Here is a 25,797-nt window from a genome sequence, read left to right as displayed (position 1 = left end):
AGCATCCGAGAGGGCGTCACGTTGCCGGGCTCACCCACCAATTGCCCGTCGTCCAGGAAAACCGTGTAGACGCCGTTGTGTTGCGCCCCCCCCAACTCAACAGAGACGATGGTCCGTCCTGCCGCTGCAGATTGGCATCAAATTCGAAAATCTCAACCACGCTGTCAGGTTCGGAGCACGATCGGAATCTCCCGCGCGTCTCAAAGCGGTTTGGAGATCAGCGTTTCCGGCGTTCCTCATCCGAAAAAGCGAAGGCTTTAATCGATACATGTCGGCGCCGCGAAGGGTAATAGACTCAAGGTGCAAAAATAAAATGGCGGCGCCTCTTTGAGAGGCGCCGCCTTTTTCTTCAATCGTTTCTGCTAAACGTCTTGCCGAATGCGTCAGGTTTCTCGCTAACGGGAAAGCCAGTTCTTCATTCGTTGCAGGAAGTGTGGTTTCGGACATGGCATTGGAACCACGTCACAGGCCGCTTCCTCGCAAGGCACTTCCTCGATGACCGATTCTCCACGCTCCTCGACCAGCACTTCGGCTGGTAATTCTTCGCAACCACAATCTTCGACGACCCGTGCTTCGACTGGGACGGTTGCATCGCAACCAAAATCCTCATCGACAGGAATCGACTCGACTTCGACAGGTTGTCCCGGACAAGCATCGACGACTTCACAGCATTCAACCAGTTGCATCCCGCCAGTACCGTCTCCTGAATAGCCTCCGCCGATGGGGCGTCCACTCTCCAGCGTGACCGGGTTGGACATGCTCATTGGAATACCAGAGTAAATCGGTCCCGGTGCATTCAGATAGCTACCCAGCAGATTGTTTGTGACTGGTGGCAAGCCAGGGAATCGCGGTGGATTTCCAGCTGCACCCTGTCTTGGCGTTGTAAAGATCGTTGTGTCTGACCAGGAACCAGAGTCACCGACTGTGCCCGGGTTGCTACCGTTCGGATCCGTTCCACCATCGCTGAAGTCGGAAGCCGTAAGTGGCTCGCCGCTACCGTCGACAATTGGATCTCCGTTTTCGTCAATCGCGTCACCTGAGCCAGTAACCTGGTTGTGAAGTTCGTCGCCTTCGGAGTTCGGATTCACTTCCGCAACGAACTGCAGCAAAAACGAATCGCCTGTTTGCAGAACGTTGTTTGCGGACACGTCCATCAACTCAGTGTTGCTTCCACCATCAAAGGCGGAGTTCAGTGCAATACTACTTTGCGGGTCGCCAGGCGAACCGATGAGCGTAAGCTCACTCGCGTTAACATAAGCATCTCCGAACTGGCCAGCGAGGTCTTCATTGAGGCTAAGATTGGTGAGGTCCACCGTACCCGTGTTCTCAACAATCAGCTGATACGTGACCAGGTAGTGACCATCAACAAACTGAGGCTCGCCAACGATCGACTTGGCAATTCCAAGGTCCGCAATGTGTATCGGAGTTGGGTCGTTGCCGTAGGTTCCATCTGGTGAGGCTTCACCATTTTCACCATTGGCATCGACGCCATGGTCACTCACGTCTGTCGCGGTCATTGGATTTCCAGAAGAATCGACAAGCGGGTTGCCGTTATTATCGATTCCGGTTGCTTCTGCGGTCGCCTGGTTGTCCAGTAGTCCGGAAGTGCCCGTCGCGTCAGGATTGATCGTGACCGTGTAGGTTACTTCGAACGAATCTCCAGCGTCGAGCTGACCTCCGGAGATCATGGACTGACTTGTGTTTGCCTCCCAGCCAGTATTCGCAGTTGGGATGGTTCCCGTGCCGGAGAAGTTCTCAACCGAGAGGTCTCTCACATCGGCGGACGCCGCACCAAACTGAGCTGCAATGTCGTCAAACAGGGTCAGATTATTAAGGGCAACGGTTCCGTTGTTTTCGTAAACCAGAGTGAAAGTAACATCCCAGTTCTGACCGTTGGCAACAGCGTCGCCGGCACTCTTGCCCAGTCCAATGCTCGGGATCCACAGCGGAGTGGGATCATCGCTGCCGAAGGCGTCACCGGGTTCATCGATATTGGTTGTCGAAGGATCAGTTCCACTGTCAGAATCGTCGGTTGCCGTGATCGGGTTCCCGCTCGGGTCAGTGTACGCATCGCCGTTTTCGTCGATGCCGATTGCATTCGCCGTCACAGTGTTTTCAGCCGACGGTGGAAGTGCCGAAGCATCGACTTCAACACTGAACTCAAGCGTGAACGAGTCACCGACTTCCAACAGATTCGCGGCCGAAGTATCCATCATTTCTGACAGTCCGTCTCCGTCGAAACTTAAGTCAATTGCGATGGAACTGTGAAGCCCTGAGGTTGGAGATGTGATCGTCAATCCACCGGCACTGATAAACCCGGCGTCGAAATGTGATGCAACATCTTCCAGCAGACTCAAATCATCAAGGTCAACGGTTCCAATGTTCTCGACCACAAGTTGATAGGTAACTTCATGGTTTCCATTGGACAGCAGTTCCGGCGAACCAACGATGGACTTCGCAAGGGCGATGTCCGCAATGATGATTGGCGTGACATCATTACCGACGATGCCGTCTCCGTTGTCTTCTGCGTTTTCTCCATTTGGATCGACGCCGTTGTCAGAATCGTCGCTTGTCGTGACAGGGTTTCCGCTTGAATCTTCCATCGGCGTTCCGTCCGGATTGACGCCGTCACCCTCAGCCACAGCCTGATTCGTGAGGCCTTGGGAGATGCTGTCGATTCCATCCGGATCGATGGTTACTGTGAATACGGCTTCGTATGAATCACCAATGTCCAGTGTTCCACCGGCCAACATGTTCTGCGATGTGTCGGCAGACCAGGCTCCATTGGCGATCGGCGCGGTGCCTGTTCCCGTGTAGTTTTGAATAGTCACTCCACTGGTTTCGAGGAATGCGTTGCCGATCTCGGCCGCGATGTCGTCCATCAAAGACAGGTTTTCCAATGTTACGGTACCAGTGTTCTCGACAAGCAACGTGAACGTGACATCCCAGTTGTCGCCATTTGGCACGGCAAGGCCGGCACTCTTGACGACTGCAATATCCGGGATCAGAAGAGGTGTCGGATCACTTGGTGACCCATTGTCTCCCTGGTCATTGCCGTTGTCGGTCGTTGGGTTGGTTCCACTATCCGATTGATCCACAGCGTCAATTGGATTGCCGTTTGAATCGGTGTATGGAATACCTTCTTCATCAACTCCATCGCCAGTAGCAACGACCTGATTGTCAAGCGGTCCGGAGGTACCTGTTGCATCGAGATCAACTTCGACCATGAACTGTACGGCGAAGGAGTCGCCCACGGCAAGCAGCGTCGGTGTGGTCTGATCAACCATTTCGGCAACCGTGTCTCCGTTCCATGCCGAATCAACGGCGATGATGCTCGAAGCGCCTGATGGAGCTGTCACGACCGTGAGATTGCCGGCACTGACAAGGTTGGCACCGAATTGCGTCGCAAGATCCTCAAGAACAGAAAGGCTCGCAAGATCGACAGTACCAGTATTTGCAACAACTACTTCGTAAGTGACCTCGAAGTTACCGTTGTCCAAAGCGACCGGCGTACCGGCAGCGGTTTTCGCAACGGCAATATCGGCAATGATGATCGGAGTCGGATCGTTGCCAAATGTTCCGTCGCCATCTTCATCTTCTCCGTTTTCGCCATTCGGGTCGACGCCATTGTCACTTGTGTCGTCAGCCTCAAGTACGTCACCGTTGGAATCAGTAATCGGATCACCGTTTTCATCGATTGCATCGCCAGCGACAACTGCCTGATTGTCAAGCGGCATTGCCATCCCTGTAGCATCCGGATCGATCGTGATCGTGAAGACGACTTCGAACGAATCCCCGATTTCCAGTTCTCCACCAGTAAGCATATTCTCTGTCGTGTCAGACTCCCATGCAGTGTTGGCAGTTGGGGCAAAGCCTGCTCCTGTGAAGTTCTGTACGGTCAGGCCGCTTGCTGACACGAACTGGCCATCGAACTGAGTCGCGATATCGTCAAACAGTTCGAGGTTGTTGAGGCCAGTCGTTCCGTTGTTTTCCACCACGAGAGTGAACTCGACATCGAAGTTTTCTCCGTTAGCAACAGCATCCCCTGCCGATTTGGCAATTCCGATGCTCGGGATTTGAAGTGGCGTCGGATCGTCGCTGCCGCCACTGTCACCTTCCCCATCGGGATTGTTACCATTCGGATCAGTTCCGCTGTCAGAGACATCTGACGCCGTGAGCGTGTCTCCGTTGGAATCAATAATCGGATCGCCGTTTTCGTCAACTCCGACTCCGGTCGTCATGACCTGATTCTCAAGCGCACCGGTTGCGAGTGAGGGGTCGACCTCCACGGTGAATTCAACAGTGAATGAATCCCCAATGGCCAGGAATGTTGGAACCGTTTGGTCGATCAATTCAGCCATTGAAGCTCCATTCCAGGCAGTATCAAGCGTGATGCTGCTGGCGAGATCCGTTGGTCCGTTCGTCAGAGTCAAGTCAAATGCGGACTGGAACACGGAGCCATATTGGGCCGCGAGGTCCTCAACCAGAGACAGGCTCTGAAGGTCAACCGTGCCAGTGTTCTCAATGACCAACTGGTAGCTAATCTCGTAGTTTCCTCCGGCAACCATAACAGGAGTGCCGATCGGTTGCTTGGCGACGCCAATGTCAGCAATGTAGATTGGAGTTGGGTCGTTCTCGACGACTCCGTCCATATCATCTTCGCCGTTTTCCGTTGAAGGGTCGGTTCCGTTGTCACTGTCATCCGTTGCCGTGACCGGGTTACCCGAGCCATCGGTCATAGGCGTTCCATCCGGATTGACGCCGTCACCACCTGTCACCGCCTGGTTTTCCAGGGCTTGCGAAAGATTGTCGATGCCGTCCGGATCGATCGTCACAGTAAAGACGACTTCGTATGTGTCGCCGACGTTGATTGACCCGGTACCGTCAAGCATGTTTTGGGTCGTGTCGCCCATCCATGCTGCGTTCGCTACGGGAGCCGTTCCCGTTCCGACGAAATTCTGAACCGCAAGTCCGCTTGCAGAAACATATGCGTTTCCAAACTCGGCTGCAATGTCATCCATCAGCGTCAGATTGTCGAGAGCTACGGTTCCCGTGTTCTCAACAACGAGTGTGAATGTCACATCCCAATTGTCTCCATTGGCGACAGCATCGCCGGCCTGTTTGGCCAGAGCAACATCTGGAATCAACAGTGGTGTCGGATCATCAGACGTTCCGTTGTCACCTTGATCGTTCGGATTTGTACCGTTTGGATCGGTTCCATCATCGGAGTCATCTGTCGTAGTGATCGGATTGCCCGATGAATCCTCGATTGGATCGCCGTTCTCATCGACGGCGTTGCCGGACGTCACCACCTGGTTCTCCAAAGTTGCCGGAGCACCGATTGCGTTTGGATCAACCTCCACGTTGAACTGGACGGTGTAGGAATCGCCAACTGCCAACAAGGTTGCAACCGTTTGGTTAACCATTTCCGTGGTGCCGGTTCCGTCCCATCCTGAGTCCAGTGCAACACTGCTGTTTGCATCGCCAGGCCCCGTGATCAAAGTCAGATTTCTGGCATTGATGAAGGCAGTTCCGAAGTGAGCCGACAGATCTTCGATCAATGACAGGTCAGCGAGGTCAACGTTGCCCGTGTTTTCAACGGTCAATTCAAAGACAACGTCAAAGTTGCCATTGTCCAGAGCAACCGGACTCCCAGCGGAAGTTTTAACAACGCTGATGTCAGGGATAATGATAGGTGTCGGATCGTTTCCGAATGTTCCATCGCCATCGTCTTCGCCGTTCTCCGTTGTTGGGTCAACGCCATCGTCACTTTCGTCGGTAACGGTAATTGGATCGCCGGAGTCATCAAGTAGCGGATCTCCGTTTTCATCGAGTCCTTCACCCGAAGTCGTTGCCTGGTTCTCAAGGCCGGGCGAAGCCGTTCCGCTGAAGTCCGGATCAATGGTAACGGTGAAGACAACTTCGAACGTATCGCCAATGTTCAGCGAGCCAGTGCTGTTGATCAAGGAGAGTGTCGTATCGCCTTCCCATGCAGCGTTCGCGGTCGGAGCCGATCCGGTTCCAGCGAAGTTCTCAACTGTAAGGCTTCCCGGAACAACTTGAACGAATTGGCCACCGAATTGAGCCGCGATGTCATCGAGGATGTCAACTTTATCGAGCGCAACGGTACCCGTGTTTTCCCAAACGAGTGTGAATTCAACATCAAAGTTGTCGCCATTCGGAACCGCATCGCCGGCATCCTTTGCAATTCCAATATTTGGAATGTAGAGCGGCGTCGGGTCGTCGGTTCCGCCTGAATCCCCAGGCTCGCCCGCGTTGTCCGTCGATGGATCTGCACCGCTGTCGCTGTCATCTGTCGCTGTTATCTCATCGCCATTGGAATCGGTGTACGGATTCCCGTCTTCGTCCACAGCGTCACCGGATGTCGTCGCCTGATTGTCGAGAACTCCCGTTGCGGCAACTGCGTCAACTTCGACGGTGAACTGAACGATAAACGAATCGCCAACGACCAGCGACGTCGAAACGGATTGATTAACCATGTCGGTGGTTGCTGTTCCGTCCCAGTTGACCGGATCCAACACGATACTGCTGAATGGATCTGCTGGTTGAGTCACCAATGTCAAACCAGAAACTCCCTGAAGAACACCTGGACCGAATTGTGTGTCCAGGTCGTCGACAAGACTAAGACTGGCCAGGTCAACCGTTCCGGTATTCTCAGCAACCAACTGGTAAACAATCTCGAAGTTCCCGTTGCTCAGGAGGGTCGGAGAACCAATGATTTCCTTGGACAAGCCAATGTCAGCGATAATGATTGGTGTTGGATCGTTTCCAAAAGTGCCGTCACCATCATCTTCACCATTTTCTCCATGGACGTCTGTACCGTTATCGGAGTCATCAGAAACGGCGAGGTCAGGGTCTGGAGCTCCGGTATCGGGATTGATTCCATCTGCGTTAGCGACGCCCTGATTCTCAAGTCCCTGAGAAGCGCTATCCACTCCGTCTGGATCGATGGTTACGGTGAAGGTAACTTCGAATGAGTCTCCAATGTTCAGCTGACCAAAACCATCGAGCATGTCGAGCGTCGTGTCAGCCTCCCATGCAGCGTTCTGGCCCGGCGCTGTTCCGGAACCTGCGAAGTTCCCAACCAACAGGCTTCCAGGGACAACGCCAACGAAAGCATTGCCGAATTCGGTTGCAATGTCGTCTGTCAGAGACAGGTTAGTCAGATCAACGGTGCCGGTGTTCTCGTAGAAGAAGGTGAAGGAAACATCCCAGTTGTCACCGTTTGCAACCGCGTCACCACCTTGCTTGGCAAGGCTTACCGACGGAAGCAACAGTGGCGTTGGATCATCGGATCCGCCTGTGTCACCATCTCCGTCAGAGTTGGTGGTGTTTGGATCGGTTCCGCTATCGGAATCGTCAGTAACTTCGATTGGATCGCCGTTTGAATCGGTGATCGGATCTCCGTTGGAATCAACGGCATCACCACCGACTACGACTTGATTATCGAGAGCTCCTGGAGCACCGATGGCGTCCGGATCCACTTCGACGGTGAACTGAACCTTGAATGAATCTCCAACGGCCAGCAAAGTAGCGGCACTTTGGTCGATCATTTCTGTTGCTGCCCCACCGTCCCACATTGTCGTCTCAAGGACAACATTGCTGGAAGCATTGAAAGGTGGTGATGACAGAGTCAAGCTTCCTGCACTTACGAAGGCAGTACCAAAGTGAGCCGACAGATCTTCATTGAGAGTCAGGTCTGCAAGGTCTACGTTGCCAGTGTTCTCGATATCGAGTTCGTAGACGACGCTGTAGTTGCCATTGGCAAGCAGTGTTGGCATGCCAGCGACGGCTTTTGTGACGCTGATATCCGCTATGATGACAGGCGTTGGATCGTTTCCAAAGGTACCGTCTCCATCGTCTTCGCCATTTTCTGATATCGGATCAAGTCCATCATCACTTTCGTCAGTGACGGTGACAGGAGATCCATCTGGATTGGTAAGCGGATTACCGTTCTCATCAAGTCCTTCACCAGAAGTGGCGGCCTGATTCTCAAGGCCTGTTAATGAAGTTCCGCTGAAGTCCGGATCAATCGTGACGGTGAAGACGACTTCGAATGTATCGCCGACTTCCAGAGCACCATTGTCATTGATCAATGATTGCGTGGTGTCGCCTTCCCAAGCCATGTTGGCTGAAGGAATCGCTCCAGATCCCATGAAGTTCACAACGCCAAGACTTCCGGGCACAACCTGAACAAATTGACCACCGAACTGAGCCGCGATGTCATCCATGATGTCGACGTTATCGAGAGCAACGGTTCCGGTGTTCTCCCAAACAAGAGTGAAGGTAACATCAAAGTTATCACCGTTTGCAACCGCATCTCCAGCGTCTTTGGCGATACCAACGTTCGGGATGTAAAGCGGAGTCGGATCATCGCTTCCGCCAGTATCACCAGGTTCGCCGGAATTCTCATCACCGGTCGTTGCACCGCTGTCAGAATCATCGGTTCCGGTGATTTCATTTCCGTTTGAATCCGTATACGGATTGCCGTCTCCATCAACACCTGTTCCACCAACAGTCGCCTGGTTGTCGAGGATTCCTGTTGCAGCAGTTGCATCGACTTCCACGGTGAACTCGAAGACGAATGAGTCTCCAATGGCCAACGAATTGCTCGTTGACTGGTCGAGCATGTCTGTTGCACCGGTGCCATCCCAGTTGGCTGGATCCATGGTGATTGAACTGAAGGAATCGGTTGGTCCAGTCACGATTGCCAGATTGCTGACGCCCTGGAACACAGATGTGCCGAACTGGGCTTGAATGTCATCGGCTAACGTCATGTCTGAAAGGTGAACCGTGCCGATGTTTTCAACAACCAGTTGGTAGTCGACTGCAAAGTTTCCGTTTGAAAGCAGAGCAGGCTGGCCAATAACTTCCTTGGCAATGCTCACGTCCGCGATGATGACTGGTGTCGGATCGTTTCCGAATGTACCGTCTCCATCATCTTCACCATTTTCACCGTGAACATCAGTTCCGTTGTCTGAGTCATCCGAGACCGCCAGATCTGGATCTGCAGTTCCCGTATCAGGGTTGATTCCATCTGCGTTAGCAACGCCCTGGTTCTCAAGGCTTTGAGAAACGCTATCGATCCCATCGGGGTCAATCGTTACAGTGAAGGTGACTTCGAAGGAGTCGCCAATGTTCAGTTGACCCGTTCCGTCAAGCATGTCGAGCGTCGTATCGCTTTCCCATGCCGCATTCTGTCCCGGGGCCGTTCCGGATCCCGCAAAGTTCTGAACCAACAGGCTTCCTGGGACCACGCCAACAAACGCGTTGCCGAATTCCAAAGTAATGTCATCGGTCAAAGAAAGGTTGGCGAGATCAACCGTACCAGTGTTTTCATAAACGAAGGTGAATGAAACGTCCCAGTTGTCCCCGTTGGCAACGGCGTCGCCGGCTTCTTTGGCAAGGCTCACTGAAGGTAGCAGCAACGGAGTCGGATCATCGCTTCCGCCGGTATCCCCATCTCCGTCAGAGTTGGTAGTGTTCGGGTCAGTTCCGCTGTCCGAATCATCTGTTACAACGATCTCGTCGCCATTGGAATCGGTAATCGGATCTCCATTGGAATCGACGGCGTCTCCACCGACGACCACCTGGTTGTCCAATGCTCCCGGAGCGCCAACAGCATCTGGGTCTACTTCAACGGTGAACTGAACTTTGAAAGAGTCTCCGACGACCAACAAAGTCGCGGCACTCTGATCAATCATTTCAGTCGAAGCGCCACCGTTCCATGTCGTGGTTTCAAGAACGACACTGCTGGATGCGTTCGATGGTCCCGACGACAGTGTCAAGCTTCCGGCTCCGACGTATGCCGTTCCGAAGTGAGCAGAAAGATCTTCCACCAAGGTCAAATCTGCCAGGTTGACATTGCCGGTGTTTTCGATGTCCAGTTCATAGGCGACGCTGTAGTTTCCGTTGGCCAACAGTGTTGGCGTGCCAGCAACAGCTTTCGTTACACGAATATCGGCGATGATCACTGGTGTAGGATCGTTACCGAAAGTTCCGTCTCCATCATCGTCGCCGTTCTCGGAAGTCGGATCAAGACCGTCGTCACTTTCATCGGTGACTGTGACCGGCGAGCCATCCGGATTCAGGAGTGGATCTCCGTTCTCATCCAGCCCTTCGCCCGAAGTGGTCGCTTGATTCTCAAGGCCTGGTGATGAGGTGCCGGTAGCATCCGGATCAATCGTGACCGTGAAGACAATCTCAAGCGTATCACCAACATTAAGTGGACCTGTGCTGTTAATGAGCGACAGGCTGGTGTCAGTCTCCCACGCAGCATTTGCTGTAGGAGTCGAGCCAGTGTTGCCTGTGCCAGCTGTGACACTGTCGAGAGTGACACTTACAAACTGACTTCCGAACTGAGCCGCGATGTCGTCAAGGATGTCGACATTGTCGAGAGCAATGGTTCCCGTATTTTCCCAGTTCAGTGTAAAGGTCACGTCGAAGTCGTCGCCATTGGCAACCGCGTCTCCAGCGTCTTTGGCAATCCCAATGTTAGGGATGTAAAGTGGAGTTGGATCATCACTTCCGCCGGTATCACCAGGTTCTCCCGTGTTCGAATCTCCTGTCATGGCTCCTGAGTCGGAGTCGTCCGTCGCGGTGATGTCATCGCCGTTTTCGTCTGCGTAAACGTTTCCGTCTTCATCAACACCAGTTCCGCCAACAGTCGCTTGATTGTCAAGCACGCCCGTTGCCGCTGCCGCGTTGATTTCGACTGTAAATTCGAACGTGAAAGTGTCACCAATTGCCAACGTGTTTGTGAACGTTTGGTTTAGAATGTCGGTCGCCACGGTTCCATCCCAATTGATGGAGTCGAGTGTGATGGAGCTGAACGGATCCGTTGGGCCAGATACGATGCCAAGCCCGCTCACGTTCTGGAAGACCGCTGCACCAAACTGAGCCTGGATATCATCAACCAGAGTCATGTCGGAAAGGTGAACCGTCCCGATGTTCTCGACAACCAACTGATAGTCAATCGCGTAATTGCCGTTGCTCAACAGTGTTGGTTGCCCAACCACTTCTTTGGCAATGCTGACATCGGCAATGATGATCGGCGTCGGATCTTCGTTCGTGCCTTCATCGCCTTCGCCGTCAGGGTTAGTGCCTTGCGGATCGGTTCCACTGTCGGAGTCATCGGTGGCGACAATGTCGTCACCGTTTTCATCGGTCAGTGGATTCCCCATGTCGTCAATTGCATCACCATTGACGGTTGCCTGGTTATCCAGACCTTGAGAAATGCTATCGATTCCGTCGGGGTCGATGGTTACTGTGAAGACCACTTCAAAGCGATCGCCTGGATTCAGAAAACCGCCAGAAATCATGCTTTGCGTCGTGTCGCCGGTCCACGCTCCGTTGGAAGTCGGCACAGTACCGGATCCAACAAAGTTCTGAACCGTCAGACCCGTTGCACCGACAAATGCGTTGCCAAACTGAGCCGCGACGTCGTCAAACAGCGTCAGATCGTTGAGATCCGTTGAGCCCGTGTTTTCAACTACCAATGTGAAACTCACGTCCCAGTCTTCACCATTTGGAATGGCGTCTCGGGCTGCTTTGACGACCGCGATCTCTGCGACGATTGCTGGTGTTGGTTCGTCTGAATCGAATCCTGATCCATCATCAACGCCACTTTCATCGGAAACCGTAATGACGGTCATGTTGTAGTTGACGCCGTCGCCCATTACGGTCGCAGAGTTGTTTAGGTAGTCTGAATCGTCATCGAGCAAATCAGGGTCGACCGTCACATCAAACGAAATCGTGAATTCGTCGCCTGCTGCAAGACTCTCTCCGGTCACGGCTGAGTTGAAAACGTCTTGCGAAGTATCCGTGTTCCAGTTCGGATTGATCAACGATGACGGAATCAGGCTCAGAGCATTGGAAGGCGGTGACGTGATCGTCGGATCAGTTGCCGAAACGAAGGCGGCTCCAAATTGCGATGCAACATCTTCTGAAAGAGTCAGATTGCTCAAAGGAACGGTGCCAGTGTTTTCGACTTTCAGTTCAACCGTAATGGTTGAGGTCCCATCCGGATTCCCAACCGAGTCGCTGTGAGATTTCCAAAGTCGAATCTGGGGAACTTCGAATGGCGTGAAGTCGTCCGTTCCACCATCACCATTGTCCGTGTTTGGATCCAGACCGTTGTCTGATTCATCGGTGACAGGTCCCGAATCGGAGTCCGCCGTACCTGTTACCTGATTGCCGCCAACTCCGTTTGTGGCCGCTGGCGTATTGGTCAATTCCAAACCATCGATGCGAACCGTAAAGGCAACCACGATCTGTTCGCCAGGCAGAAGTGCACCAGACATGCCATCAAAAATGTCTGTTTGGCCAGCGCCTCCAAGGAAAGCAGGGTCGAGGATCGGTTGATCCGCCGGGTCGGCAAGGGTGTGGCTAACGATCGCAGGCAACACAACTAGGCCGCTACGGTCCATCGTGCCTGTGCCAATAAATGTGGCGTCGTACGCGTCACCAAAGTGAGCGAGCGTCGTCAGATCGTCAGTCAACTGAAGATTCGTCAGTTCGACTGTTCCCGTGTTCTCGAGAACCACGAGGTATTGAACGTCGAAGGCGCCCGTAATTTCAACGCCACCAATTACTGGGACGGTCACCGTATTGGCTTGCTTGCCAACGCTCAAGGCCGGAAGCAGAAGTGGAGTTGGATCGTCGCTTCCGCCAGTATCGCCGTCGGCTCCCGTGTTGGTGCTAGATGGGTCTGCACCGCTATCAGATTCGTCGGTTGTGGTGATTGGATCTCCGTTGGAGTTAGTGAACGGAATGCCACTGTCATCTACGGCGTCACCAGCGACAGTCGCCTGGTTCTCCAGATATCCAGAAGTTCCTGTCGCATCAGGATCGACTTCTACGGTGAACTGAACGACAAACGAATCACCAACAGCAAGCTGGTTGTCGATCGCCTGATTCAGCATTTCGATAACAGTGTCGCCATCCCAATTGGCTATGTCGAGGACAATGTTGCTGTCGGCGTCACCTGGTCCCGCTACCACCGTCAGGCTTCCCGCGTTGACAAACGCGTTACCAAATTGCATGTCTATGTCGTCAATCAGCGTCATGTCGGCAAGGTGAACCGTACCGGTGTTTTCAATGACCAACTGGAAGTCAACCAGGAAGTTGTCGTTAGCCAACTGAACGGGAGTGCCAACAGTTTCTTTGGTGACCGAAACATCTGCAATGATGATTGGAGTTGGATCGTTCCCGAAAGTTCCATCACCGTCATCTTCACCGTTCTCGCTGTTCGGGTCGGTGCCGTTGTCTGAGCCATCGTTCGCCTGGAGCGTTCCGCCGATTCCGTCGTCGATTGGATCACCGTTTTCGTCGAGTGCGTCACCAGTGATCGTGCCCTGGTTGTCCAGGGTCTGTGAGACACTGTCAATTCCATCGGGATCAATCGTAATTGTGAAGGTGACCTCGAAAGTGTCACCGACATTTAGCTGTCCAGTGCCGTCGAGCATGTTGAGCGTCGTGTCGGATTCCCATCCGGAGTTGGCACCTGGAGCCGTTCCGGTTCCTACGAAGTTCTGAACGGTCAAGCCACTTGCTGACACAAACGCGTTGCCAAATTCAGCTGCGATATCGTCGATCAAGTCAAGGTTGTTCAGGTCAACGGTTCCGGTGTTCTCGATGACGAAAGTGAAGTCAACGTCCCAGTTGTCTCCGTTCGTCACGGCATCGCTGGCTTCTTTGGCCAGGCCGATCGCCGGAATGTAGATCGGAGTTGGGTCATCCGAAGTGCCATGGTCCCCTGGTGATCCTGCGTTGTCGGCGGATGGGTCCGTGCCATCATCAGAAAGATCGTCAGCGGTGACCGGGTCGCCGTTGCTGTCGGTGTAAGTGTTTCCGTCTTCGTCAACTCCGATACCGCCTGCCGCGACCTGGTTCTCCAAAGGACCGGAAGCTGTACCTCCGGCATCCGGATCAATTTCGACCGTGAACTGAACCACGAAAGAATCACCAACAGCCAATAAGGACGGAATCGTTGTGTTGACCATTTCGGTCACACCGTTTCCGTCCCAGTTCGCCGAATCGAGAACCACGGAGCTGTCAGCATCCGCTGGCGCTGTAGTCAAGGTCAGTCCGGACGCATTAACGAACTGGATTCCAAACTGGGCAGCAATGTCGTCATCGAGGCTCAGGTTGGCAAGATCAACGGTTCCCGTATTTTCTACGACAAGCTGATAAGTCGCTTCAAAGTTGCCATTGGCAAGCAACGTCGGCTGGTTGACTACCTGCTTGGCGACACCGATATCTGCGATAATGACAGGCGTTGGATCGTTCGCAAAAGTTCCGTCGCCATTATCATCGCCGTTCTCACCGTTGACGTCAGTGCCATCGTCGGATTCATCGGTGACAGTCACTGGATTACCAGTACCATCAAGAATAGGATCTCCGTTTTCATCCAACGCATCACCGCCAGCAACGGCCGTGTTGTCGAGAGGCTGTGACAGGCTGTCGAGTCCATCCGGATCGATCGTGACCGTGAAGACGATCTCAAAAGAGTCACCGACATCGGCAGCACCACCAGTCAGCATGTTCAATGTCGTATCGGTTTCCCAAGCCGTGTTTGCCGTTGGCGATGTGCCGGTTCCTGAGAAGTTCTGGATCGCAAGGCCGCTGGCTGAAACAAACGCATTGCCGAACTGCGACGCCACATCATCAACCAAAGTCAGGTTGTTGAGATCCGTTGTTCCGGTATTTTCATAGACCAGAATGAAGCTGACGTCCCAGTTATCCCCGTTGGCAACTGTATCACCCGCATCTTTGGCGAGGCTTACTTCCGGGATGACCAATGGCGTCGGGTCATTGTGGCTGCCCGAGTTGCCGGGATCACTGCTGTTTTCATCGTCGGGGTTGCTGCCGCTGTCGCTTTCGTCGGTTGCCACGACAGGATCGCCATTGGAATCAGTGATCGGATTTCCACTGTCGTCTACCGCATCGCCGCTGCCGTCAATCTGATTCGTGATGACATTGTTCGCGTTACCGGAATCATAGATGTGATCGATCGTCCAGTTGTCATTTCCACTGGTTTCGTACTCGATGTCAATGTGAGTGTAGACCTGGCTGCCAGTACCCTGAATACCGATGAAGCGTGCGAAATTGGCTGGCAAATCGCCATCCGTTCGCTCATCGTGCTCATACATGACTGTTCCATCGCTCGCAGTGGCCTTGAAGTATGTCCATTCGCCAGCAGGCGCACCACCTGCTGGATCAAAGACATCGGCGAAAACGAAACCAATCGCGTTACCTGGATTTGGAACAGTGATTCGAAGATTGGCAGAGCCTCCATCAATTTGACGAATGACAAACACGCCGTCGTCTGGTGCGCCGCCATCGAATGAGTCGGCGTCCTGCCGGGTCTCTGCGCCGGTTCCGACGGAGGACACAATCGTGCCACTGATTTCTACGCCACCGAGCGAAGAGACGAATGGGCCGAGGCTAAGGTCCACAGAAGTGTTGCCCACGATGTCCGTAAAGTCTTCACGCAATGTGGCTTGAGTTGACGAAGCAAATGCTGCCTCGCTGGTAAACACGGTCGGAGCGGTAGCTGCTGGAAGCGACGACGCGTCCACTTCGACAGTGAACTCGATAGTGAATGAGTCACCGATCGCCAGCAACGATGCCACTCCGCTATCCACCATTTCAGAAAGCGCTGTCGTACCGTCCCAGTTGGAATCGAGTGTAACCGTCGATGCTGCATCAGTTGGCGCGGTGCCGATTGTCAGGCCCGTCGCGTTTTGGAATCCAGCACCAAATTGAGCTTGCAGATCCTCGATTAAGCTCAGGTTCGCAAGGTCAACACTTCCCGTGTTCTCAACAACGACCGAGTAGTCGATCGAATGATTGCCATTCGACAGAAGCGTTGGCCCGCCGACGATAGCTTTTGTGATGTCCAGGTCAGCTATGTACAACGGTGTTGGATCATCGGTTCCACCAGTGTCACCCGGCTCGCCCGAGTTGCTGGTGTTCGGATTTGTTCCACTGTCGGAATCGTCAGTCACAACGATGGGACTTCCGGACCCGTCACTGATGGGTGAACCATCCGGGTTCGCTGCATCACCGGTTGTGACGGCGGTGTTCTCAAAAGGAACGATTGCTCCCGCTCCGTTCGGATCAAGCTGAACGGTAACTCCAACGGAGTAGGAATCGCCGGGAGCCAGCAGGCCAGATGTTCCGTCGAGAAGATTTGCATCTGCGTTCCCGTCGTACGGGATGTTGCGAATCGGGGCTACGCTGGTTGGATCCATAGGTAGGCCATTGACCGCTGGAGGCGCAACCACCTGAACGAAGACATTGGCTCCAAACTCCGCTGCAAAATCTTCGACGACTTGCAGGTTGGAAAGATAGGTTGTCCCGATGTTCTCAACAACAAACTGGTACTGAACCGTAAAGTGACCGTTGGGAAGTTGAACCGGATCACCAACAATGCTTTTCGCGATTGCCACATCGGGTAGCAGCAGGGGCGTTGGATCGTCGCTTCCACCTGTATCACCGTCGGCTCCCGGGTTGGATGTCTCGGGGTCGGAGCCAGTGTCAGAGAGGTCGTCAACGATAACTGGATCGCCATTGGAGTCTGTGAGTGGCAGGCCATTCTCATCAACGGCGTCTCCAGTCACAGTTGCCTGGTTGTCAAGTGCTTGAGATCTACCGCTGGCGTCGGGATCGACTTCAACTTCAATTTGAACGATGAAGAATTCGCCGCCCTCAAGGATGTTGGTGAACGACTGGTTAACCATTTCGGTAACGACATCACCATCCCAGTTCGCTGAATCAAGAGTAATTGGATTGCCTGCGGGTTGGCTAATCATCGTAAGCGAACCAGCGCTAACAAACGCAGACCCAAACTGTGCGTCGAGGTCGTCCTCGAGGGAAATGTCGAGACTTGCGTTTCCGGTATTCTCGACCACCAATTGGTAAGTCACATTGAAGTTGCCATTCGCGAGAGGTGTGGGCGTTCCAGCGACTTCTTTCGCAACGGAAACGTCGGCGATGAATAGCGTGTTTGGATCGTCCGCGTTGTTGTCGCCGTTCGGATCAACATCGTCACCGTTGTTCGGATCGTCTGAGTCATCTGAATAGGTCGTTCCGTTGTGGTTGCCGGAAACTGTCGCTTGATTGACGAGATAATTGTTCGCGTCAAGGTTTGCTCCAACTGCGTTTGGATCTACCTCAAATACAATCCGTATTCTGACTGATTCGCCCATGGCAAGAAGGTTGGTGTTGGAGCCAGAGTTGTCGAAAACTTCAGCGTCTGAGATTCCACCATCGTAGCTTCCGTTGATTTCAGGTGCGTCAGTCATGCTGGACGCCTGAATAGTGGCTTGCGACGTGCCTTGAGGTACGATTCGGATGAAGGCGGTGCCATACTGAGCCGCCACATCCTCCTGTAGTGACAACATGTCCAACGGAGCATTACCAAAATTGGTAATCTCGAAGTTATACGTCACATCAAAGTTGCCTTGCGTTCCGCTGGATGCGGCGACAGGATCTCCGATCAAAGTCTTCGTTAGATCAACGATAGGAACTTGCCATGTCGTTGGATCATCAGGATCGTTGTCGGCGTCGTTGTCGTCATTGGTTGCATCATTTGGATCGTCGCTGTCGTCGTCTGTGACAATGCCAGACGTCGACCCTTCGCCAGTCACAGTCGCTTGATTTACCAACATGCCACTGGTGTAAAGTGCCGTCGCGTTATCAGGGTCGACTTCGACAACAATCTGAATCCTGATCGTTTCACCCATCGCCAATTCATTGATGCCGCCAGCGTTGTCGATCAGTTCAGCATCCGAGGCTCCGCCATCGAAACTTGAATTGATCTCCACCGGGTTGGTCCCGTCGGTGAATGTTACAACCGCCGGTGCGGAAGTTACGCCCTGAGGGACGATCCTTTGGAAAGCACCGCCATATTGGGTTGCAAGGTCTTCAATGAGGGAGATGTTATCGAGTGATTCGTTGCCTGAGTTCGTGATTACAAACTCAAACGTGACATCCATGTTTCCAGTCGTTCCACTGGAGGCTGGAACGGGCGTGCCGATAATCGCTTTGGTCAACTCGATGTTCGGGAAAAGCAATGAGGTGGGATCGTCTGGATCCGAATCATCTCCGTATTCCGCGTCGGTCAGATCTGTCGGATCATCGGAAGTGTCTGCAACAGGGACACCGTTGTAGCGATCCTCCGCCGTAACCGACGCCTGATTTTCCAAACTGCCATCGCCATCACCGGTGATGCCGTCGTAGATGGCCCCGGGATCATCGGGGTCAATCTCGACCGTAATCTCAAAAGTAAACTTCTGGCCAACCTCCAGCAGGTTTTCGTTCGGTGCAGGCGTGTTGAGGAAGACATTGGTGTCGGTGTCACCGTCGTAGTTCGGATTGAAGTCCGGATTGTCTGTTGCTGTGGTCATGGTGACGCGCGGGCCACTGACGATTCCCTGGAATGCGCCCCCAAGGTTCGCGATGAAATCCTCGATCATCGAAATGTTGTCGAGGTCCGTCGTTCCGGTGTTTTCGATCATGAACTCGTAAGTCACATCGAAGTTGCCATTGTTCCCACTGATCGATGGAACGGGCGAACCAACAATTTGCTTGGTCAAATCGACCGCTGGCAAGACCAGTGGAGTCGGGTCGTCCGTTCCGCCCATCCCATCATCACCGCGAGCGTCCGGGTTGTCGGAAGTCGGATCGGATCCGTCATCGGACAAGTCAGTTGTTGGAGTTCCACCGGGTCCGCCCGTGACACCGCCTGCTTCAACCTGGTTGACCGTGTTGGCCGGATCGGGCAACAGAGCCGGATCAACGTTGACGGTGTAAGTGATCGTAACACTGTCGGTTGGAAGTAGAACTCCGTCAGCATTGAGAACCGCAGTGTCTCCAGATCCATCGAACGCTCCGTTGATCGTTGGGGAAGATCCACCGGCCGAAATGCTGCTGGAGGTAATGACTGGAGCCGTGACGATCCCCTGAAAACCAGGGCCAAACGCGGCGGTCAAATCTTCGGTCAAAGTGATTTCGGTTAAATCAAAAATGCTCGTATTGGCGAACTCGACTTCGTATGTGACCTCAAAGAAGTCAGGATTAACGCTGCTTCGAACGGCACCGGTCTGTTGTTTTGCGGCTGAAATCTCAGTCACAAAATTGGCTTCGGCATCATCGCTGTCGTTCACGGTTTCGCCAAACTGATCCGTCGCTTCGACATCGGCCGAGTTGACGTAGTTGCCCTCGTCATTGACATCCAACTGGTATATCAAGTACGCAGTTTCACCTGCGGGTAGATCAAAAGTCCAAGTCGATGGAAACCCTGAAACATCGCCCGCTGAAGCTACTGCTGTACCGGCTACGAATGTGGAACCGGCTGGTAAACTGTCGCTAACGGTCGCACCGAGGAAATCTGCGGTGCCGGTGTTGGTTACCTTTAGTCGGAAGTAGGCTTTGTCAGTGTCATCGAAATTGACCGTCTCGCCCCAGTGCGAATCATCGGTCGGATCAATGTTGACGTGAGTCTCATCGAGCGCGACTTCTTTTTCAATTTCGATATCGGGCGCGACAACCACAGCGGTCACCGGCGCTGAGTTCACCGGCAGCGGCAATGCTCCCGGATCGGTACGCGCCGTGAACTTGTTCGTATAAGTGTCCGATGGAATGCCTTCGTTGCCATCGGGAGTCAAGTGCAACAGAAAATCAGTCGACTCTCCGGCGGCCAAAATTGGATCAACCGTTTTGTCACTGACCACTCGAATCGCTGTGATCTGGTTAATCGCCGGGGCTCCTGCAGCACCGGATTGGACTTCATTAAGTGTGTACTGCCAGATTCCGGTGCCTTCGGCAACGAACCAACTATCACCCGAAGTCCCCGGATCCGCGTAGCCGTCGACCGTACCGTCTTGCGCGTCCAACGTGGTAGCCGCAGTTGATGTGACGTAGACTTCGAGATCGGGGGCAAGATTGGTGACGTCGATAAACGTATACTGACCGCCGTGCGAAGAGCCTTGAAAGTCGGCGTCGTACGGCAACACGTCAACCAGATCGAACCACGGAACGTCTTTGTCGTCCGAGACGTTGGCGATTCCTAGTTCGTAGATGATGGTCGAATCTTCTGCAACCAGCGGCGTAACGACTTGCTTGCCCGCAGCCATCGCGGCAACTTGAACGGCAACGATGCCAGCAGAAGAATTCCGTAAATCCTCTGGCGAGCTGTCCGAAGGAGAAGAAATGACAGCCGTGTTTGTCCAGTTTTCTCCGTTTTGTGCGTCGTACGGAACCAAGACGTCGAACGTCATCGTCGGAAGTGAGGTGTTCAGCGGGACATCACCGAAGTACCAACGAATTCCAGTCGATCCGTAAGACCACGTCGTGCTCCACGAACTGGTGGCTGGGTCGTAGTACTCTACCGACTGAACGGAAACCGTCGAACCATCACCTGCAGTGAACGCGAAACCTGCTGTCGGTTGCGCCGAACCACCAATGACCGTCAAACCGGCGGGCAGCATGTCAGTCACGTAGACGTCTTGCGCCGGAGCACCGGAATCGGGCCCCGGAATGGTTACCGTTGCATCAAGTTGAATCGTAGCAGCAGATCCGGCCAGGTAATTGTTTCCCGCTCCCAGATCGACGACCAGTTTGTCGACATCGACGTTGGCTTCGACCAGATAAAGTCGATCACCGCGCCAAAGGTCTGATGAAGCTCCTTCGGCATACCATGAATTGTCTTGAGGGTCATACTCTGAGGTTCTCCAGTCATCATTGGGGTTGGCGTTGGTGAGTAGATAGTCGGCCGTTCCAGCGACAAAGTTGGCAATGATCCTGCCGTCGGGGTTGTTGGCAGGGTCGAGTGTTGAAGCCCCGACTACTTCATGAGAAACGAATCCCAGGATGGCTTCGCCCGGTTCCAAATCTCGCAATAACTTGAATCGATACTTGGTAATCGAGTCACGCACTCCGTCGGCGTAGGCATTGCCCCCAAGTGCGACGTCGGTTGGATCCTCGCTCCAGACGGGTGATTCTCCATCCGCCAGCGTGGCATCACCCATCGAGTTCCAGTCTGTCCAACCTCCGGCTGCTCCTCCAACTCCGCCGGTACCGAATTCGATGATGTAGTCAACGCCGTAGGTGAGAAACGTACCAGAACTAGGACCACCAGAGACATAAGCGCGAGACCAGCCGTCTCCCGATTGTGCAGCCAACGAATTGGCCGTGATTTTGGTCGCCGTGTTGTCAATCTTGTCACCCCAGATTACACCACTTTGGGACAGGACTCCCAGGTTACGTCCGCTGTTGACCCTTGAATCGAAAATATGACCAAGCGAGGTTTCGCCATCCCCCGCATTCCAATTGGAGGAGGTTTCGACCCAACGACCACTGGTGGGGTGGCCTGCAGTTGCATTGTGCTTGGTCGGTCCCCCCACACTCGCCGCAACAACCGTATGCGTGTAATCGTTGTTGGATGTGTCTTCAGTGTCTGCGACTCCAGAGCCAAAGTTGTTCGTTGTGCCCCAGTAATCATCAGGGTCAAAGTTAGTGATTACGGGCGTAATATCTAGCGCGCCATCATCTTCGTTTCCGCCAATGCCATCTTCGCCGGGAAGGATCTCATCGATCGGGATCCAGACGTGAACGATCGAAGAGGTAAACCAGTTGTCAGCCGCTGGAACGACACCCCCGCCACCATAGTTGGACGGGAAATGGCTGCCGGTCGTGTCGGCCCCGGAAACTTGTACGCTATACACCGATCCGGCAGATCCCGTGATCGTCCAGTCACCGCTATCCGGCGTAGAACGCTCTTCATTCCAAACGTTACCGGTGTGCTCATCTGTCTGGCCTGAAGGACGATTGCTTTGTGACCAACCGGTGACGGTGTTCCCTGACGAGTTGACGTATCGCTCGTAGTTTCGCGAAATTCCATCGATGGCGGCTTCGGCGGTGCCACCAAGAGCTGTTCCCCAGTCAAAAACCTGCGCGCCGGGAGTAACGCCAGAAAGATCGATATCGAAGGTAAAATTGTCCTCGATCGGAGCCGAACCCTTAACGGCATCGGATCCGGTTCGAGTTGGATGGTCTCCGTAGATGCCTATGCCGTATGAGTAAACGACGCCGTCAACGGTTCCCGAAGCGTCCGTGAAAACGCCGCGAAACGTCGGGCTGCGCAACTCGATGTCCATGTTGGCCGCAGACGAAAGCGTGAAGTCGTAAGCATCCGTATCGATGGCAGCCGTGTTCTCGTTCGAGTTAACATCAAACTCGACACCGTTGAGCGGCGTGCCTTGCTCCCCACCGAGTGCTCGCGCTTCAAAAACGATACTGGAGGTAAACGTGCCAGCAACGTCGGGCAAGTATGCGATGATCCCTCGCAAGTCCCCGCCTTCGAGTCCAGTGACCGAGTCGACGATCATACTCCGCGGGTCCAGTGCCGCAGCGGCCGGCAGGCTGTTCCAAACCAAACCCTCAGGTAGCGTTGAGGTGAAATTCAGGTCTGTCGCGCCACCGGCATCCGTGTTGTAGAAGACTTCCATCGAAATGATATCGTGGGTGCGGATGATGCCATTGCTACCATCGGTATCGTTTCCAGCATTGTTGTCCGTATCCCAAGTTGGCGTTCCATCGGATACGATGTTTAGCGTCGCATCGGATAGCGCGAGGAGGCCTTCGTAGGACGGCGCCACGACAAACTCAGTCGTCACGAATCCGGTCGTAAATTCAAGATCCCAGTCGCCACCTTGGTCGGCATCACCCGTCAAGTCATCCGACGCCGCGACATCAGTTCCCGTAATCGCGCTGATGGATTCGATGAACTGCTCGCCTTCCGCATTGCCCGCCAGATCGCAACCGTAAAACAACAGGTCAGCATCTTCGGTCAACGCGTCGGCCCAGCCCGCCAACTGATCCGCGTATTTGGTGATGTTGTTTGAGGAAAGTGTCAGATCTCCAAGGTGCACCTGTCCCTCGTCGCCGTGCGACACGATATGAATCGCGCTGTACTTGCCCTTTGACTGCTCAAGCAACTCGCTGATCTGGGCAACGCCGTCCTGATTTGGATTTAGAGCCAGGACTTCAAAGCTTTCGGCATGCCGCGATTTAAGAATCTCATTGAGCAACGCGTCCGTGTCTTCCACGCCGCTGTCGATGACAATTAACTGGCTTGCTCCTTGAGACTGAGAACTAGCTGCCTTTTGGACCTGAGCGGGAACCGGTTCAACGGGCTGATTTTGAGAATACGCGAAGGCCGCATCCGGCGCACCATCAAAAAGAACTCGTTCTTCAAGAGACTCGAAAAGAGAACGATACTTGGGCGCGTCATTTTGGAACATTGAAAACCTGAGCAGTTTAGGGATGGAAGGTTTGAGCGGCACACAGGTAGGAAACGTCAAGGAAGGATCGTAAAAAAACTGAGCTTTCCACGAATGTGCGAAGGAAGAATTGGTTCAACACTTGAGGTCACGTTTGTACACACAAACGAAACTATCGATCTGATGTTTGAATTGGGAACAGCCCGAAAAGAAATGATTGTCTATTACCGCTTAGTCCACGTTGGAAAGGCAGTACGAAGAATTCAGTTAAGCTCGACTTTTCCCTTTGTGCCAATTAGAGAACCGTCCTGCGTGCGCGAACCGGGCGATGATCGATTTGGTAAAAGATTGCCGGTCGTGACGAACGAATGGATCGCTAGCGTTGCGTTAAGCTGACGACAGAGAAAGTTCATAACGGATCCTTCGGAATGTACCGATTTAACTTTCGTTGAAAACGTTGTTTTCAATTCCTTCCTCCAATCCCCTCCCCCTCCCCCTCCAGCGGATCACGCATGGAAACCGTTAAGCACGCACTAGACCGGTTGTTTTCAACAGGTTCGTTGCCCGCCATCGCGATTTTGATCGTGGTAGTATCATCAGGATTGCAGTCCGCCAATTTGGACGCTCAAGAACAGGACTTTCGTTCTTTCAATGCGTCGCACGTGTTTGATCAGCTGGATGCACAGTCTGCATCCATTCAGGTGGACATGTCCCCATCATGGTGGGACGAGCATGTTGCGAAATCCTTTCGAAGTCAGGAAGCATTGCCTGCGGACATTCATACGCTTCTGTATTTGGCACTGCAGCATTCGAACAACATCAAGGTTGCCAAACGCGATCCTCTGATCAGAGAAACGGCGGTCCAGGAAGCAGACTCAAATTTTGATTGGGTTCGTTATCTCAATACGGCCTGGAACGATACCAGCGAGCCGATCGGCAACACGCTGACCGCGGGCGGAACGGCCTCCAGGTTCAACGACAACCTGTTTCAGTTTACGGGTGGTGCGAGGCGATTGACTCGTTACGGTGGCATTCTTGATATTTCGCAACGCTTCGGCTGGCAAGACAATAACTCTCAGTTTCTGGTGCCCGATAACCAGGCGACCGGTCAGTTCACCGTCTCCTATACGCACCCATTGCTTCGCGGTCGAGGGCAGGCATACAACAACAGCCTCGTTTTCCTCGCGCAGGTCGATGCTCAGGTTGCGGAAAGAGAATTTCTCGCGGTGCTTCAGGATGAACTGTTGGAAGTCACTCGGGCATACTGGAGCCTGTACCTTGAGCGTGCCGTACTGTCGCACCTGATGCGTTTGTATTTGGAAACACAACAGATCTTCAAAACGCTTGAGGCAAGGCGAGATGTTGACACTCAGGGGACACAGCTGGTAACCGCGGCGAGTGCACTCGAAAACAGAAGAGCTGACTTGATCCGGGCGAGAACGGCAGTCGTCAACGCGGAGACAAGGCTTCGCGGATTGATCAACGCTCCGGAGCTTGGAAACTCTGACGAAGCCGAGCTAATTCCGGCAGAGCCTCCTGCTCTGCATTTTTACCAAACCGCTCTGCACACGGAAATTCAGTCGGCTATCCAAAATCGCCCGGAGATTCAGGCGGCGATCCAGCAAGTGAAAGCCGGGGCAACTCGATTGGGTGTTGCGGAGCATGAGCTCCTCCCCGCTTTGAACCTTGTCACGCAAGCGTACGCAAATGGTCTTCGTGGCGATAGTGATTTTGGGGGTGCTTTTGGAGATCAGTTCACCAGAGGTCGCCCCAGCTACTCGATTGGACTTCAGTACGAACTTCCAGTTGGAAACCGATTGGCCAAAGCGCGTCTTTGTCGTCGCAAACATGAGCTTGCACGTTTGCAGGATGAGTACGCCCGCGCGTTGGAGGCTGTGAAAACAGAAGTCGATATCGCTGTTCGGGAGCTTAATACTTCCTATATGGAAACCGGAGCGAAACGTCGTGCGCTCGCGGCGGCTGAAGCGGAAGCGAACACCATTGAACAGCGCTGGCGACGGATTGTTGATGGTGACGGGTCGGCAGGATTGAACCTGGAATCTCTGTTGCGTGCCCAGGAACGGGTTACTGAGGCTGAACGTGACTATGTCAACTCGGTCCTGACTTACAACCTTTCCATGATCAACCTTAAGCGAGCCAACGGGACGCTCCTTCAATCCCAGAATGTTTCCATTACGAAAAGTTGTCAGGACGGTTGTCGTGATATTCACCTGTCAAAAGGCGAGGTGTCCGATGCTCTGAGTCGCATGGAAGAGTTTCGTACCTACGAAGTCGTGGACGATCCTGTTGCTGCTGGAGTTGACATGGTGGACGGCTTTGTTGCGGAGCCATCTGTATCTGAAGGAGTCACGGAAGCAATCGAAGCGAATTCTTTACAGGTTGAACCTGCGACTCAATACCAGCAGTAAGCTACGGAAGACTCAATATCCTGCCTGTAGGCATGACCCCGATGTTTTTCCACCAAGCT

General features: G+C 53.6%; 2 protein-coding genes. One reads left to right on the top strand and one right to left on the bottom strand.

The annotated features are described in order from the left end of the window. Window positions 1-395: 395 nt before the first annotated feature. Window positions 396-23,330 carry a DUF4347 domain-containing protein gene (locus MFFC18_RS12400; RefSeq protein ID WP_075084555.1) on the bottom strand — a complete coding sequence of 7,645 codons (22,935 nt, stop codon included), beginning with the start codon at window positions 23,328-23,330 and terminating at the stop codon, window positions 396-398. Window positions 23,331-23,821: 491 nt separating this feature from the next. Here MFFC18_RS12400 and MFFC18_RS12395 point away from each other — a divergent pair, with 491 nt between their 5' ends. After that, window positions 23,822-25,738: a TolC family protein gene (locus MFFC18_RS12395; RefSeq protein WP_075084553.1), complete on the top strand. Its 1,917-nt coding sequence runs from the start codon at window positions 23,822-23,824 to the stop codon at window positions 25,736-25,738. The last annotated feature ends 59 nt before the right edge of the window (window positions 25,739-25,797 follow it).

This window comes from Mariniblastus fucicola (genome assembly GCF_008087665.1).
GTDB classification, from domain to species: domain Bacteria; phylum Planctomycetota; class Planctomycetia; order Pirellulales; family Pirellulaceae; genus Mariniblastus; species Mariniblastus fucicola.
The sequence above is the reverse complement of the archived record's forward strand: the minus strand, read 5'-3'. Positions and strand labels throughout refer to the sequence as shown.

Coding starts and splice junctions, on each gene's coding strand:
- MFFC18_RS12400 (WP_075084555.1), bottom strand. CDS start 23,330: ATGTTCCAAAATGACGCGCCCAAGTATCGTTCTCTTTTCGAGTCTCTT.
- MFFC18_RS12395 (WP_075084553.1), top strand. CDS start 23,822: ATGGAAACCGTTAAGCACGCACTAGACCGGTTGTTTTCAACAGGTTCG.